The sequence below is a fragment of the Streptomyces chlorus genome, from assembly GCF_042655885.1.
In the GTDB taxonomy this organism is placed as follows: Bacteria; Actinomycetota; Actinomycetes; order Streptomycetales; family Streptomycetaceae; genus Streptomyces; species Streptomyces chlorus.
Window position 1 is genome coordinate 252,498 of sequence record NZ_JBHSOA010000042.1, and the last position, 13,787, is coordinate 266,284.

Here is a 13,787-nt window from a genome sequence, read left to right on the forward strand (position 1 = left end):
ATAGCCCGCATCTGTCGCACTTTGAACACCGCGCCGTTTCGCGGCTGTTCATCGTCGCACTCTTGAGCCGGATGGGACAACAAGGGGACACGGCCGCAACTTCTTCAGCGTGTCCACTTTTCACATGGCCAAGCCGATATATTCACTGCTAAAGTAGCGAGGCTCCGACCCATTCGAGGGGGCGATGGCCATGAGCAGGCCGTGGGAAGCGGATCCGGCTACGACATTCAAGCGACGTCTGGGGAAATCACCACAGGAACTGGGGAACACGACCGACAACCCCGACTGCCCCGACATCTGGGAACTCGAGAACGGGGACATCGTCGTCATCGGCCGTGACCTCACGGAATCCCTGGGCAGGAAGCTGCCTGCCGGAGTCTCCGTCGGAGCGGACGAACGACTCGTGGTCGTCCCGAGGAATATGCTGATCGCGGCGAAACCGGATATCCCGAATGTTTGATTCTTTCCCACGCGGAGCGTCCGAACGTATGGATCGTCCCGCATATCACGCCGACTTCCGCCGCGTCTACGAGAGCGGAATTCACCACCTGAACAAGCTCGAACGAGGGCAGAACTTCAAAGAACGCGGGTTCGCCAGCTGGGAAGCCTTCGCCGCCGGAGAATGGGACCGCGCATTATCCCTCATCCAGGAGAAACGCAACACCTACGCACAGCAGTTCCGCGACGCCGCACGGCTGGGCATTCTGGAGCGCCGCCTTCGCATGGTGGATTTCCCGGTGACTCCGTACGTACAATGGGAACTCTTCGTCCTACGTCTGCGCGTGGAACTGGGCGACAACATCAGGGTGCTCGATGCCCGCGAAATCTCGGACATCGAAAAGGACCGCCCTGTTCCCGAGGTGGTGGTCCTCGGAGACGTCGCCATGTACGAAGTGCTCTATGACAATGACGGGAATGCGGCGGGAGCCCATCGCTTCACCGATCGAGCACTGATCCGGGAGACATCAGCCGATTTCGACGCGCTGTACGAGCGGGGCGATGACTTCCACGACTTCTTCGACAGGGAGATCGCTCCTCTCGCCCCGCCCACAGTCGCCCACTGAGGCCCGGGCCCGGCGCCTCGCCGGCCTCGCCGGTGCGAGCCGTGACCGACTGAACCGTTCCGGATTCGGTAGACAGCTCCATGGCGTCAAGGATGGCGGGCTCCTTGGTCACACCGCTGGTCATGGCCGGATTCATGACCGGCAGCCTAGCCAGCCCAAGGCCCAGCCGAGACCGCGCGCTCCAGCCTCGGTTGCAGTCAGGCCGTTACTGACCCACGCTCCTTGAACCGTCCCGGCTCGAAACCCTCCTGTGCGTACACCTACGAGATGAACGCCCTCGTGGTGTGCCCGGCCGCGAGGCGATACCCGCCGAAGCCAGAGCCAAGATGATGTTGCTTGCGCCCCGCACTGCGCCCGGCATGACAAGCTGTACTTCCCACTGCCCGAACACAGGAGGTCGCCATGACCGCAGAGTCTGCATCCAAAGAAGGTTCGGAGCCGACCGACCCCGAGGCGTCCGCTCTGGTGCCCGACAGCGACGGCCACTACGACCTGAAACGCAAGTTCCGGGAGGCCCTGGCGCGCAAGCGCGGTGTGCAGGCGGACGCCGCTGACCTTGCCGCGAACGTCGATGCGTCGAAGGTCCGTAGGGCGCACGGCCCGGCTGCGAGCCAGCGGTCGTTCCGGCGCAAGAGCGGCGGCTGAGTCAATCGGTTCCGCGATCTGGCCGCCCTACAACACGCCCTGGGCGCCACGGACTCGCGCCTTGTGTCGAGGCCCGGGAGGTGCGCATACCCGCGTGCCGGTTGCTGGTTGCCGGTTGCCGGTTGCCGATGAGGTCGTAGCCGACGGTCTCCGCCTGGGGAAACGGGCCCAGCCGCGGTTGGCGCGGGTCGATGGCGTCGCCGCGGTGGACTTGGTCTTGTCCGTGCCGCTCAGTTTGCGGCCCAGGATCAGGACGTCGTAAGCGAGTTCGGTTCCGTCGGCGAGAGTCACCGTGCGCGCGGCCGGGGAAACGGCGGCTGCGGGCACGCCGAGCCGCAGGTCCAGGTCGGGCTTGTCCAGGTCCGCGGGCTGCCGTAGCGTGACGCGCTCGGCCAGCCAGGCACTGGTCCCAGACCACGCACAAGTCGCTTCTAGGGCGGCGGGCGTCGGACCGGCGGCTGTCAACGGCCGTGTAGTCGCCATGGCCGCCGTCAACGGCGCGGCAGGCAGGTTCGAGGCTCAAACGGGGGCAAACGGCAGGACGTCCGGCGAGAGCGCGCTGGCACGCGCAGCGGCGCTCGTCATGCGGCGGCGGTGATGACGTCGACACAACACCTCGTAGCCCACTTCCGCGGCAGGGCGATTCACGTCACCGACGACAACCTGCTCACCCTCCACGACCATCTCGCCGCCCACCGTGCGGGCGTTGTGCGTGGCACGCGCCCCGCACCAGCACATCGCCTCGACCTGAAGGGTCTCTATCCGGTCCGCCAGCTCGATCAGTCGCTGCGAGCCCGGGAAGAGCCTGGTCCGAAAGTCGGTCGTGATACCGAAGGCGAAAACGTCGAGGTCCAGGTCGTCCACGACCCGCGCCAGCTGATCGACCTGCTCCGACGCCAGGAACTGCGCCTCATCCACAATCAGATAGTCGACCCTGTCGCCCTGCGACATACGACCCACGACATAGGCGTACAGATCCATCCCCGGCGCCGCCTCAACAGCATCCGTCACCAGACCAAGCCGCGAAGACAGCTTCCCCTCCCCCGCCCGGTCATCGCGCGTAAAGATCACGCCCTGTAGACCCCTTGCCGACCGATTGTAGATTCGCTGTAGAGCAAGTGTCGACTTCCCGCAGTCCATCGTTCCGGAGAAGAACACCAGTTCGGGCATGGGAGGGCGGGCACCTTTCGGCGGGTATGGGTGGTGAGGACGGACCGGGTGGGGGCGGTCCGGGTCCGCGGGCGACATGGGGTGGGTGTCAGGAGCGTACTTCGAGGAGGGGGACCAGTTGTTCGGCAGGGGTCAGCGAGCCGTGGTTACCGACCATCGCCGATTCCTTGGGCTCCCGCTCGGAGGCGATGACCAGCACGTCGTCGCGGGCGGCGGCGACCACGTCACCGATCCGGTGGTACACGCGGTCCTCGATCCGGGGGCCGAACCAGCCCGCGTCGATCGCCTCGTCCCGCGAGGCCACCCAGAACTGCTCGCCGAGCACCTCGCGCCAGCAGGTCAGGACGTCCGCTCCGGCGCCGGGTACGGCGTAGACGTGGCGGGCGCGGCCCTCGCCGCCGAGCAGGGCGACTCCGGCGCTCAGTTCCCAGTCGTGGTCGAAGTCGATGCGGTGCTCGTCGTCGAAGGGCACGTCGATCATCCCGTGGTCGGCGGTGACGTAGAGCGCGCTGCGCGGCGGAAGTTGCTCGGCCAGCCGCTGGACCAGGCGGTCGACGTACATGAGCTGGCCGCGCCAGGTGTCGGAGTCGACGCCGAAGCGGTGGCCCGCGCCGTCGACCTCGGCGTAGTACGTGTAGACGAGGGAGCGGTCGGCGGCGGCCAGCTGTGCGGCCGCGAGGTCCATGCGCTCCTCGCCGGACAGCCGCCCGTGGAAGCTGCCGCCGCTGAGCGCGACCTTGGTCAGCGGGGTGTTCGCGAAGGCGGGTGAGGACACCTGGGCGGCGTGCACCCCCGCCCGCTGGGCCAGTTGGAAGACGGTGGGGTGGGGCTGCCAGGTGTCGGGCCGGGTCCAGGGCTGCCAGCGCAGCTGGTTCATCAGCTCGCCGGTGTCCGGGTTGCGCACGGTGTAACCGGGCAGGCCGTGCACGCCGGGCGGCAGGCCGGTGCCGACGGAGGCCAGGGAGGTGGCGGTGGTGGCCGGGTAGCCCGTGGTGATCGGCCGTCCGGTGCCGCCGCGCGAGGCGGCCAGCAGGGACGCCATGAACGGGGCTTCCTCCGGGTGCGCCTTCAGCTGCTCCCAGCCGAGGCCGTCGATCAGGAACACGCAGTTCCGGTCGGCGGGGGTGAGCTCCGGGATCGCGCTGGTGGTGCCGGGGACGCCCATGCCGGCGGCGAGGGTGGGCAGCAGGTCGGCCAGCGAGCCGGTGCCGTACTCCGGCAGGGGGGCGGAGTCCGGGGCCAGGGGCTCCGGGTGGACCTCCCAGCCGACGGTGTGTGGGGAGGGTACGGGGGGTGGGATGTACGGGGTCGGGGAGATGTGCGGAGTCATCGTGTGGGGTCCGCGGTCGCCTCGGAGAGGGCCTGCGCGAAGGCGAGCGCCTGGCGCACCGTCTCCGGGCCGTCCCCGGCCTCGCTGACCCGCAGGCTGAGGTCGTCGGCCGTCGAACTGCCCGTGTAGCCGTGGTCGGCCTCGCAGTTGGGGTCGCCGCAGGCGGCCGGCTCCAGGTCGAGGCGGGCGACCGCTCCCCAGCCGATGGTGAGCACGATCTCGCGGGGCAGTGTGCCCGGCTTGTAGGACTCCGGGTTGGCGACGACGCGGCTGACCACGATCGACGAGATCCGGCCGAGCTTGACCGACTCCGTGGACGTGGTGGCGTACGGGGTCGGGGACGTGGTGTCGGCGGCCTGCTCGTCGGTGTGGCTGACGATGAAGCGGTTGCCGGTGAGGACGAGCACGGTCACATGGCGCCGCACCTCGTTCTGGTCGAACGTGGTCTCCTGGTGGACCAGGTACGACCGGACGGGCTCGCCGCCCACGGCGGCCTCCACCGCCTCGGCCACGAGGGCCGGGTAGTAGCCGCTGCGCTCGATCGCCGCCCGCAGCCCCTGGGTCGTCGTACTGGTCTTGGCCATGGCGCCCATCCTACGGGGGACCACTGACTGCGAGGCACCGGTCACGGCACTCCCCCGCGCGCGCCGGGCCGCGGGCCTCGGCAGACGCGCCGGCGGTCACCTCAAAAGGAGGGTCCTTGTGCGCGGCCCAGTACTCGGTCCCCGCACGCGTGCCCTCAGTACGCGGGGAGGGTCCGGGGCCCGAGGTCGTCGCGGGCGGGGGGCGGGGCCAGGTGTACGGAGGCGCTGAGGACGCTCACGCCGTGGGTGGCGACGACGACCGGCTCCAGGCTGACCGCGACGACCTCGGGATGGTCGTCGACCAGCCGCGACACCCGCAGCAGCAGCTCCTCCAGAGCGGGGGTGTCGACGGGGGTCGAGCCGCGCCAGCCGAACAGGAGGGGTGCGGTCCGGATCGACCTCACCAGGGAGGTCGCCTCCCGGTCGGTGACCGGGATCAGCCGGTGCGCCATGTCCCCGAGCAGCTGCGAGGGGGCACCGGCGAGCCCGAAGGAGAGCGCGGCTCCGGCGGCGGGATCGATCACCGCGCGGACGATGGTGTCGACACCGCGCGGTGCCATCCGCTGCACGACGGGGCGCAGCTCCTCGGGCGTGCCGAGCTGGTCCGTCAGCTCGGCGTAGGCCCGGCGCAGTTGCTCCTCGTCCGCCAGGTCCAGCCGTACGCCGCCCAGGTCGGCGCGGTGCCTGAGGTGCGGGGCGGTCACCTTTAGGGCCACGGGCCGGCCGAGGGTGCGGGCGGCCTCGACGGCGGCGTCGGCGGTGGGAGCGGGGAGGGCGCGGTGGACGTCGATGCCGTAGGCGCCGAGCAGCACGCAGGTCTCCTCGGTACCCAGGGCGAGGTCCTGCCCGCCGGTGAGCTGCGCGTCGATGAGGGCGGCGGCGCTCCGCTCGTCGATGTCCTCGTACGCGGGCACCTTGCCGGGGTCGGCGGCGTCCCGTCGCCACTGGGCATAGGCGACGGAGTGGGCGAGGGCCCGGACCGCGCGTTCGGCGGCGGGGTAGGCGGGGATGAGGTGGGCGTCCTCGGGGAGGCTCACGGGGGTGAACGGGGTGAGCGGGGTGGCCGGGCCGTGCGGGGTGGCCTGCGTCGATGCGGTGACCGGCGTCGATGCGGCGGCCGGGCGCTCGTCGTCCGGCGGGGCAGGGTGTGTGGCCTGCGCTTTCGCGCGAGCCGGGGTGGCCGGGGCCGGCTGCGGGGCCGTGCCGGCCGCCGCCGACAGGGCCTCGGCCAGGCCGCCGAGTTCCACGTGGACGACCAGGACCGGCTTGGACGGGGTCGCGGCGGCGGCCGAGCGCAGCGCCCCGGCGAGTGCCGCGTCGTCGGTGGGCGGCTCCCCCAGCGCCGGAATCGCGGTCACCACCACGGCGTCGCAGGTGTCGTCGGCCAGTGCCCGGGACAGCGCCGCGTGGAAGTCCGCCGCCGACGCCCCGGTGGTGAGGTCCAGCGGGGAGTGCGGGCGCAGCTCCTCGGCGAGGCAGGCGTCGTAGGTGAGCAGACCCAGGGACTCGGAGTTGCCCAGGATCGCCACCCGGGGCCCGGACGGCAGCGGCTGGCGGGCGAGCAGCAGGCCCGCGTCGACCAGTTCCGTGATGGTGTCCACCCGGATCACCCCGGCCTGCCGCAGCAGCGCGGAGACGGTGGCGTGGGGCAGTCGCGTCGCGCGCACGGCGTGCCCGCGGGGCCCGGAGCCGTGCCGGGCGCCCTGGACCACGACCAGGGGCTTCACCGCCGCGGTGCGACGGGCGAGGCGGGTGAACTTGCGGGGGTTGCCGATGGACTCCAGGTACATCAGGGCGACATCGGTGTCCGGGTCGTCGTACCAGTACTGCATGACGTCGTTGCCGGAGACGTCGGCCCGGTTGCCGGAGGACACGAAGGTGGACACGCCCGTGACACCGGTGACTCCCCCGCCGCGCCGGTGCAGGCGCGACAGCAGGGCGATACCGATGGCTCCGGACTGGGCGAACAGACCGATGCGGCCGGGGCGCGGCATCTGCGGCGCGAGCGAGGCGTTCAGGCGTACGTCCGGGGAGGTGTTGATGATGCCGAACGCGTTCGGTCCGATGATCCGCATGCCGTACGAGCGGGCCTGGCGGACGAGGGCGCGCTGGCGCTCGCGACCGTCGGGGCCCGCTTCGGCGTACCCGGCGGACACGACGACGAGCCCCTGCACCCCGTGTTCGCCGCATTCGGCCACAACCTCGGGGACGTCGTCGGCGGACACCGCGACGACGGCGAGGTCGACCGGGCCGTCGATGTCCCGCACCGAGCGGTGGGCGGGCACTCCGGCGGCTCCGTCGAGTTCCTTCCGCTCCTGCGGGAGGGCCTTGTTCACGGCGTACAGGCGGCCGGTGAATCCGGCGTCCCGGATGTTGTCGAGGAGGCTGCGGCCCACGCCGCCGGGCGCGCGGCCGGCGCCTATGACGGCGACCGAGCCCGGGGCGAGCAGCCGCTGCACCGAGCGGGCCTCGGCACGCTGCTCGCGCGCCCGCTGCACGGCCAGGGAACGGTCGGTGGGTTCGAGGCCGAACTCCAGGCGGACCACGCCGTCCTCGAAGCTGCGCTTCTGGGTGTACCCGGCGTCCGTGAACACCTTGATCATCTTGCTGTTGGCCGGCAGCACCTCGGCGGCGAACCGGCGGATACCGCGCTCCCGGGCGACCGCGGCGATGTGCTCGAGCAGGGCGGAGGCGATGCCCCGGCCCTGGTGGGCGTCCTGCACGAGGAAGGCGACCTCGGCCTCGTCCGCCGGTGACGACGCGGGCGTTCCGCCGGGGCCTATCCGGTCGTAGCGTACGGTGGCGATGAACTCGCCGCCCACGGTGGCCGCGAGCCCCACCCGGTCCACGAAGTCGTGGTGCGTGAAGCGGTGCACGTCCTTGGCGGACAGGCGGGGGTAAGGCGCGAAGAAGCGGTAGTACTTCGACTCGTCCGACACCTGCTCGTAGAAACTGACCAGGCGCTCGGCGTCGTCGACGGTGATGGGGCGTACGCGCGCGGTACCGCCGTCACGCAGCACCACGTCGGCCTCCCAGTGGGCGGGATATTCATGCCGGTCCGAGGAGGTCTGCATGGGCCCCAGAGTACGGCTCGCGTACGGCAACGGCGCGAGGCAGTCTGTGGGGGCACGGGCCGGACCGGGGCCGCGGTCCGGTGCCGCCGGGGAGCGTGAGCGGGTGCCACTCCTGGTGTCGCTTCCGGTACCGCTTCCGGTACCGCTCCCCGGCACGCTTCACGATATGGGAAACTGGTCTAGACAACATGAACTCCGAAGGGCAGCAACACATGGCTGAGCGCCGCATCAACGTCGGCTGGGCCGAGGGCCTCCACGCCCGCCCCGCCTCCATCTTCGTCCGATCCGCCACGGCCACAGGCGTCCCGGTGACGATCGCCAAGGCCGGCGGCAATCCCGTCAACGCGGCCTCCATGCTGGCCGTTCTGGGCCTGGGCGCCCAGGGCGGCGAGGAGATCGTCCTCACCTCCGACGCCGAGGGGGCCGACGCCGCCCTGGACCGGCTGGCGAAGCTGGTCTCCGAAGGGCTCGAGGAACTTCCCGAGACCGTCTGATTTTTGCGCCTGAACCGGCGCCGCTCTCGCGGAATTGGTTGCGCGCCGCCTGGGTTCCTCAATCAATGGTTGCGGTGCTCCGTGGTTCACAGACGCCGACCCACACCACTGAAAGGTCTGCCCGAACCGCCGGGCGGGCCTTTCTCTTTCCCTTTTTGCGCGCAGCAAGAAATGTCTTGGAATCGCACTCCCTTTTGTATACGGCACCCGTGTTAAGAGCGCAGATTCGGTGTGTTTACGGGATGTTGCGCGTTCCTCACACTCTCCGCGCGGGCCCCTCGGTCCGCGCGCTCGGCCCTGTCCGCGCGCTCAGCCCTGCCGGACCCGGCGGTGAAGCGCAGGCGGTGGGCGGCGGCTGCGCGCTCGATGTGCAGCACCATGACCGCACGCGCGCGCTCGCCGTCCCCGCGCACCACGGCGTCCACGACCGCGCCGTGCTCCGCCCAGCACTCCACGGGGTCCCTCGTCCCCCGCACCTCGTACATCCAGCCGATCCTGTGCCGGAGCCGGATCAGCGTCGACGTCAGCGCCGGACTGCCGGACGCCCGGGCGAGCGTCTCGTGGAACCAGCCACCCAGTGAGCGCAGGTCGTCGCTGTGGCCCTGACGGGCCCGCTCCTGGCCCAGCCGGACCAGGCCGCACAGCACCTTCAGATGGGCCTCGGTGCGGCGCTGTGCGGCACGGGAGGCTCCGAGCGGCTCCAGCAGCAGCCGCATCTCCAGCAGGTCGGCGGCCTCCCGCTCGGTGGGTTCCGCGACGCATGCGCCCGCGTGCCGCCGGGTCACCACGAAGCCCTCGGCCTCCAGGGTGCGCAGGGCCCTCCCGGACGGGGACGCGCGAGACGCCGTAGCGGCGGGCGAGGAGTTCCTCGGTGAGCCGGCCGCCACGCTCGTAGACACCCGAGACGATGTCGTCCCGGATCGCCGTACACACCGAGTGCGCCGGAATACGCATGACCGACCTCCGAATTAATCCCCGCATAACATCAACGGGTGACGCCCGCTCCATAACTCTATTGCAACGTGCGGGAATTTCCGACGGCGAGCCGGGAATCATGTCCGTTTTTTGGACAACGGGCCGCCCGCCGGAAAGTCCGATGGCCCCGGCTCGCAGAGCGAGCCGGGGCCATTCCACGGAAAGCGGACACCTGGGGTGTCAGGGGATCACCCGAATGTCGAGGTGCACACGGAGGCCAGGGGGTACGTGCCCGGTCAGACGTTCGCGCCGTGCGCGCGGAGGTACGCGACGGGGTCGATGTCGGAGCCGTACTCGGCGGTGGTGCGGGCCTCGAAGTGCAGATGCGCGCCGGTGACATTGCCGGTGGCGCCGGAGACGCCGATCTGCTGCCCCGGGGTGACCTGCTGGCCCACCGAGACACCGACGGACGACAGGTGGCCGTACTGGGTGTACGTGCCGTCGTGCATCTTGATCACAACCTGGTTGCCGTAGGCGCCGCCCCAGCCGGCCTCGACGACGGTGCCCATGCCGACCGAGAGCACGGGGGTGCCGCTCGCGGCGTGGAAGTCGACACCGGTGTGGCTGCCGGAGGACCAGACGGCACCGCCGGACAGGTAACCGGTCGAGACGTAGGAGCCCGCGATCGGGGACACGAAGGTGGTGAGGCGCTTGCGCTCGGCCTCCCGCGCGGCGCGCTCCTCGGCTTCGCGGGCCCTCTCGGCCTCTTCGGCCGCCCTCTCCCGCGCGGCTTCCTCGGCGGCTTCGCGGGCGGCGGCCTGGGCCGCCTCGCGTGCGGCCTCGTGCTGGGCAGCCGCCTGGGCGTCGACCTGGGCGGCGGCCTCGTCGCCCAGGGTGATCACGGGGGTGAGGCCGGTCTGTTCCGCGGCGGATTCGGCGGCGAGCGCCGGAGCCGCGAGGGAGCCGATGACACCGGTGGTGGTGAGGGCCGCGACGCCCGCCGCCCTGGCGGTGCCGCGATGCACACGGCTGGGACGACGGTGCTTCCCGGGGGCGCGGGTGAACGCCATGTACAGGGTGGTCCTTTCCTTCCCTCTCGCCTACCGGGTTAGCTGACAGGTTCGGAGCAGGAAGGTCTCCTACGGGCCCCCTCGCGACACGCGCGGGCGTCCGATTCACCTCAGGGACGGTTGGGTCCCCGGCTCCCCTGGCTCGCGCCGTACGGGGACTCGGCGATGACTGTCCGGTGCCGCGGGTGCGGCGCACTGCCCGACGAACAGACCGCATGAAGCTAAGCGGGGCATCCTTCAATCCCCAAACTGATCCCGGCTTTTGTAGCGCATCCCACAGGGCAGACATGCACTTCCCGCCCCAATTCGGGCATAAGCGGGCCCTGGTGACTTTCACGCCACCAGGGCCACGCGCGCGTGCGCTCCGCCGGGTGCCCACGGGGCCCCCGCGGACTGCCTCTCAGCGGCGTCCCGGCCGCTGACGGGCCGTCTATTCGGCGGCCACGACGGTGACTTCGCCGATGCCGAGCGCCTCGACGGGCTCCTTGATCTTCGCCGCGTCGCCGACCAGGACGGTCACGAGTCGGTCCACCGGGAAGGCGTTCACCACCGCCGCGGTCGCCTCCACGGTGCCTGTGGCGGCGAGCCGCCGGTACAGCTCGGCCTGGTAGTCGTCGGGCAGATGCTGCTCCACCTGGTCGGCCAGGGTGCCGGCGACGGCCGCGGCGGTCTCGTACCTGAGCGGCGCCACACCCACCAGGTTCTGTACGGCGACGTCACGCTCGGCGTCGGTGAGGCCCTCGGCGGCGAGGGTGCGCAGCACCGTCCACAGGTCCTGCAGGGCGGGGCCGGTGTTCGGGGTGTCGACGGAGCCGCTGATGGCGAGCAGCGACGCGCCGGTGCCGTCCGGGGCGGACCTCAGGACCTGGCCGAACGACCGTACGCCGTAGGTGTAGCCCTTCTCCTCGCGCAGGACGCGGTCCAAGCGGGAGGTGAGAGTGCCGCCGAGGCAGTAGGTGCCGAGCACCTGCGCGGCCCACACGCGGTCGTGCCGGTCCGCTCCGACGCGGCCGATGAGCAACTGTGTCTGTACGGCGCCGGGGCGGTCCACGATCACGACCCGGCCGGAGTCGTCGGCGGTGACCGGCGGAACGGGCCGCGGCTGGGCGGACGATCCGGTCCAGACGCCAAGGGTGTCGCCGAGCAGCTCGTCCAGGTCGGTGCCGGTGAGGTCGCCGACGACCACCGCGGTGGCGGTCGCGGGGCGGACGTGCTTCTCGTGGAAGGCGCGTACGGCCGTCGAGTCGATGCCGGCGACGGTCTCCTCGGTGCCCTGGCGCGGGCGGGACATGCGCGACGTCGCCGGGAACAGCTCCTTGGAGAGTTCCTTCGCCGCGCGGCGGGACGGGTTGGCCAGCTCGTGCGGGATCTCGTCGAGGCGGTTGCGGACGAGGCGCTCGATCTCGCTGTCGGCGAACGCGGGTGCCCTGAGGGCGTCGGCGAGCAGCCCGAGCCCCTTGGTGAGCCGTGAGGCCGGCACCTCGAGGCTCAGACGGATGCCGGGGTGGTCGGCGTAGGCGTCCAGGGTGGCGCCGCAGCGCTCCAGTTCGGCGGCGAACTCCTCGGCGGAGTGCTTGTCGGTGCCCTCGGAGAACGCCCGCGCGGTGATCGTGGCGACACCGTCGAGCCCGGCCGGTTCGGCCTCCAGGGGCGCGTCGAGCAGCACCTCGACGGCGACGATCTGCTGGCCGGGGCGGTGGCAGCGCAGCACCGTCAGACCGTTGCCGAGGGCGGTGCGCTCGGGGGCCGGGAAGGCCCAGGGCCGGGCCTCGCCCGCCTGCGGCTGGGGGTGGAAGTCCATCGTGGCGAGCTCGGTCACTTCGCCGTCTCCTCGTTCTCGTCGGTGCCGGCGGCCGCGGCTTCTTCGGTGCCGGCGGCTGCGGCTTCTTCGGTGCCGGCGGCTGCGGCTTCTTCGGACTCCCCGGCCCCGGGGGCAACGGGCTCGTAGACGAGCACCGCGCGGTTGTCGGGACGCAGGCGGGCCTTGGCGACCTCCCGGACGTCCTCGGCGGTCACGTCGAGGATGCGCCCGACGGCGGTGAGGGCGAGCTGCGGGTCGCCGAACAGGACGGCGTACCGGCACAGCTCGTCGGCCCGGCCGGCGACGGTGCTGAGCCGGTCCAGCCACTCGCGCTCCAGCTGCGCCTGGGCGCGCTCCATCTCCTCGGCCGTGGGGCCCTCCTCGGCGAACCGGGCGAGCTCCTCGTCGATCGCGGCCTCGATGACGGGTACCTCCACGTCACCGGACGTCTTCACGTCCAGCCAGCCCAGGGAGGGCGCCCCGGTCAGCCGCAGCAGGCCGAATCCGGCCGCCACGGCCGTACGGTCCCGTCGCACCAGCCGGTTGTAGAGCCGCGAGGACTCACCGCCGCCGAGGACGGTGAGCGCCAGGTCCGCCGCGTCGCTCGCGCGTGTGCCGTCCTCGGGCAGCCGGTAGGCGGCCATCAGCGCACGCGCGGGGACCTCCTCCTCGACGAGCTCACGCAGCTCCTCGCCGATGATCCCGGGCAGCGAGCCGTCGCGGGGCTCGGGCTTGCCGTCGTGGGACGGGATGGAGCCGAAGTACTTCTCGATCCAGGCGAGTGTCTGCTCCGGGTCGATGTCACCGACGACGGAGAGCACGGCGTTGTTCGGCGCGTAGTACGTGCGGAAGAAGGCGCGGGCGTCCTCCAGGGTGGCCGCGTCCAGGTCCGCCATCGAGCCGATGGGCGTGTGGTGGTACGGGTGGCCGGCCGGGTAGGAGAGGGCGGTCAGCTTCTCGAAAGCCGTGCCGTAGGGGACGTTGTCGTAGCGCTGGCGGCGCTCGTTCTTGACGACGTCCCGCTGGTTCTCCATGGACTCCTCGTCCAGGGCGGCCAGCAGGGAGCCCATGCGGTCGGCCTCGAGCCAGAGGGCGAGTTCCAGCTGGTGGGTCGGCATGGTCTCGAAGTAGTTGGTCCGCTCGAAGCTGGTGGTGCCGTTGAGCGAGCCTCCGGCGCCCTGGACCAGTTCGAAGTGGCCGTTGCCCTTCACCTGCCCGGACCCCTGGAACATGAGGTGCTCGAAAAGGTGAGCCAGGCCGGTGCGGCCCTTGACTTCGTGACGCGAACCGACGTCGTACCAGAGGCACACCGCCGCGACGGGGGTCAGATGGTCCTCGGAGAGCACCACGCGCAGGCCGTTGGACAGCCGGTGCTCGGTCGCTGTCAGGCTGCCGGAGCCTGCCTGGGCGGTGGCCGTGTGACCCATGGGCATGTACGTCCCTTCGATCGCGGAGGCGGTCGTCGCATCCGCCGTTTGTGCCGGTCCTGCCACTGTATGCAAGCGTGCGGAGCACTGGCGAAGTTCCCGGACGGGACCGGGTACGCCGAGAGCGAGAACCGTGGGTACGGGTGGGACGGCACGGTACGCACGGGGTTCGTGGGGCGCACGGGACCTCGGTACATACGGGATCACGGGGCG

At 71.0% G+C, this 13,787-nt stretch carries 11 protein-coding genes, 1 pseudogene and 1 riboswitch; of the genes and pseudogenes, 4 read left to right on the forward strand and 8 right to left on the reverse strand.

Annotated features, from left to right (window positions below; all coding sequences use genetic code 11):
* The first annotated feature begins 190 nt into the window (after positions 1-190).
* The 3 genes from ACFPZI_RS20370 to ACFPZI_RS20380 all read left to right on the forward strand — a co-directional run bounded on the left by ACFPZI_RS20370 (position 191) and on the right by ACFPZI_RS20380 (position 1,709).
* On the forward strand, positions 191-460 hold the full coding sequence (locus ACFPZI_RS20370; protein WP_381364869.1) for a hypothetical protein: 270 nt from the start codon (positions 191-193) through the stop codon (positions 458-460).
* Complete coding sequence (locus ACFPZI_RS20375; RefSeq protein WP_381364871.1) at positions 453-1,064, forward strand: DUF6879 family protein; 612 nt, start codon at positions 453-455, stop codon at positions 1,062-1,064. Before ACFPZI_RS20370 ends, ACFPZI_RS20375 begins: the two co-directional genes overlap by 8 nt.
* Before the next feature lie 402 nt (positions 1,065-1,466).
* The gene (locus tag ACFPZI_RS20380) at positions 1,467-1,709 is read left to right on the forward strand and encodes a DUF5302 domain-containing protein (protein WP_381364873.1); all 243 of its coding nucleotides are present in this window, start codon (positions 1,467-1,469) and stop codon (positions 1,707-1,709) included.
* Between the two features lie 519 nt (positions 1,710-2,228).
* Here ACFPZI_RS20380 and ACFPZI_RS20385 read toward each other — a convergent pair.
* The 4 genes from ACFPZI_RS20385 to ACFPZI_RS20400 form a co-directional block, all read right to left on the reverse strand.
* Positions 2,229-2,879 (reverse strand): thymidine kinase, encoded by a 651-nt coding sequence (locus ACFPZI_RS20385; protein WP_381364874.1) that lies wholly within the window; start codon positions 2,877-2,879, stop codon positions 2,229-2,231.
* 88 nt (positions 2,880-2,967) lie between these two features.
* Entirely contained in the window at positions 2,968-4,209 is a 1,242-nt protein-coding gene (locus ACFPZI_RS20390; protein WP_381364876.1) for an alkaline phosphatase family protein, read from the reverse strand.
* The gene (locus ACFPZI_RS20395; RefSeq protein WP_381215009.1) at positions 4,206-4,793 is read right to left on the reverse strand and encodes a DUF5998 family protein; all 588 of its coding nucleotides are present in this window, start codon (positions 4,791-4,793) and stop codon (positions 4,206-4,208) included. The genes ACFPZI_RS20390 and ACFPZI_RS20395 overlap by 4 nt, the downstream gene beginning before the upstream one ends.
* Before the next feature lie 155 nt (positions 4,794-4,948).
* Complete coding sequence (locus ACFPZI_RS20400) at positions 4,949-7,867, reverse strand: bifunctional acetate--CoA ligase family protein/GNAT family N-acetyltransferase (RefSeq protein WP_381364877.1); 2,919 nt, start codon at positions 7,865-7,867, stop codon at positions 4,949-4,951.
* A gap of 212 nt (positions 7,868-8,079) precedes the next feature.
* Here ACFPZI_RS20400 and ACFPZI_RS20405 point away from each other — a divergent pair, with 212 nt between their 5' ends.
* Positions 8,080-8,361, forward strand: a complete 282-nt coding sequence (locus tag ACFPZI_RS20405) for an HPr family phosphocarrier protein (protein ID WP_381364879.1) — start codon at positions 8,080-8,082, stop codon at positions 8,359-8,361.
* A gap of 212 nt (positions 8,362-8,573) precedes the next feature.
* Here ACFPZI_RS20405 and ACFPZI_RS20410 read toward each other — a convergent pair.
* The 4 genes and pseudogenes from ACFPZI_RS20410 to ACFPZI_RS20425 form a co-directional block, all read right to left on the reverse strand.
* Positions 8,574-9,315: pseudogene (locus ACFPZI_RS20410) on the reverse strand (GntR family transcriptional regulator).
* Positions 9,316-9,572: 257 nt separating this feature from the next.
* The gene (locus tag ACFPZI_RS20415) at positions 9,573-10,346 is read right to left on the reverse strand and encodes a M23 family metallopeptidase (protein ID WP_381364880.1); all 774 of its coding nucleotides are present in this window, start codon (positions 10,344-10,346) and stop codon (positions 9,573-9,575) included.
* 12 nt (positions 10,347-10,358) lie between these two features.
* Positions 10,359-10,521, reverse strand: a riboswitch (cyclic di-AMP (ydaO/yuaA leader).
* 255 nt (positions 10,522-10,776) lie between these two features.
* Positions 10,777-12,165 (reverse strand): M16 family metallopeptidase, encoded by a 1,389-nt coding sequence (locus ACFPZI_RS20420; protein ID WP_381364882.1) that lies wholly within the window; start codon positions 12,163-12,165, stop codon positions 10,777-10,779.
* Complete coding sequence (locus ACFPZI_RS20425) at positions 12,162-13,574, reverse strand: M16 family metallopeptidase (protein WP_381365005.1); 1,413 nt, start codon at positions 13,572-13,574, stop codon at positions 12,162-12,164. Before ACFPZI_RS20425 ends, ACFPZI_RS20420 begins: the two co-directional genes overlap by 4 nt.
* Positions 13,575-13,787 lie beyond the last annotated feature (213 nt).

What these genes read in the sequence shown, in the direction of transcription:
- ACFPZI_RS20390 (WP_381364876.1), bottom strand. Translation starts at nt 4,209, where the DNA reads ATGACTCCGCACATCTCCCCGACCCCGTACATCCCACCCCCCGTACCC.
- ACFPZI_RS20400 (WP_381364877.1), bottom strand. Translation starts at nt 7,867, where the DNA reads ATGCAGACCTCCTCGGACCGGCATGAATATCCCGCCCACTGGGAGGCC.
- ACFPZI_RS20425 (WP_381365005.1), bottom strand. Translation starts at nt 13,574, where the DNA reads ATGGGTCACACGGCCACCGCCCAGGCAGGCTCCGGCAGCCTGACAGCG.
- ACFPZI_RS20375 (WP_381364871.1), top strand. Translation starts at nt 453, where the DNA reads ATGTTTGATTCTTTCCCACGCGGAGCGTCCGAACGTATGGATCGTCCC.
- ACFPZI_RS20395 (WP_381215009.1), bottom strand. Translation starts at nt 4,793, where the DNA reads ATGGCCAAGACCAGTACGACGACCCAGGGGCTGCGGGCGGCGATCGAG.
- ACFPZI_RS20415 (WP_381364880.1), bottom strand. Translation starts at nt 10,346, where the DNA reads ATGGCGTTCACCCGCGCCCCCGGGAAGCACCGTCGTCCCAGCCGTGTG.
- ACFPZI_RS20370 (WP_381364869.1), top strand. Translation starts at nt 191, where the DNA reads ATGAGCAGGCCGTGGGAAGCGGATCCGGCTACGACATTCAAGCGACGT.
- ACFPZI_RS20380 (WP_381364873.1), top strand. Translation starts at nt 1,467, where the DNA reads ATGACCGCAGAGTCTGCATCCAAAGAAGGTTCGGAGCCGACCGACCCC.
- ACFPZI_RS20405 (WP_381364879.1), top strand. Translation starts at nt 8,080, where the DNA reads ATGGCTGAGCGCCGCATCAACGTCGGCTGGGCCGAGGGCCTCCACGCC.
- ACFPZI_RS20385 (WP_381364874.1), bottom strand. Translation starts at nt 2,879, where the DNA reads ATGCCCGAACTGGTGTTCTTCTCCGGAACGATGGACTGCGGGAAGTCG.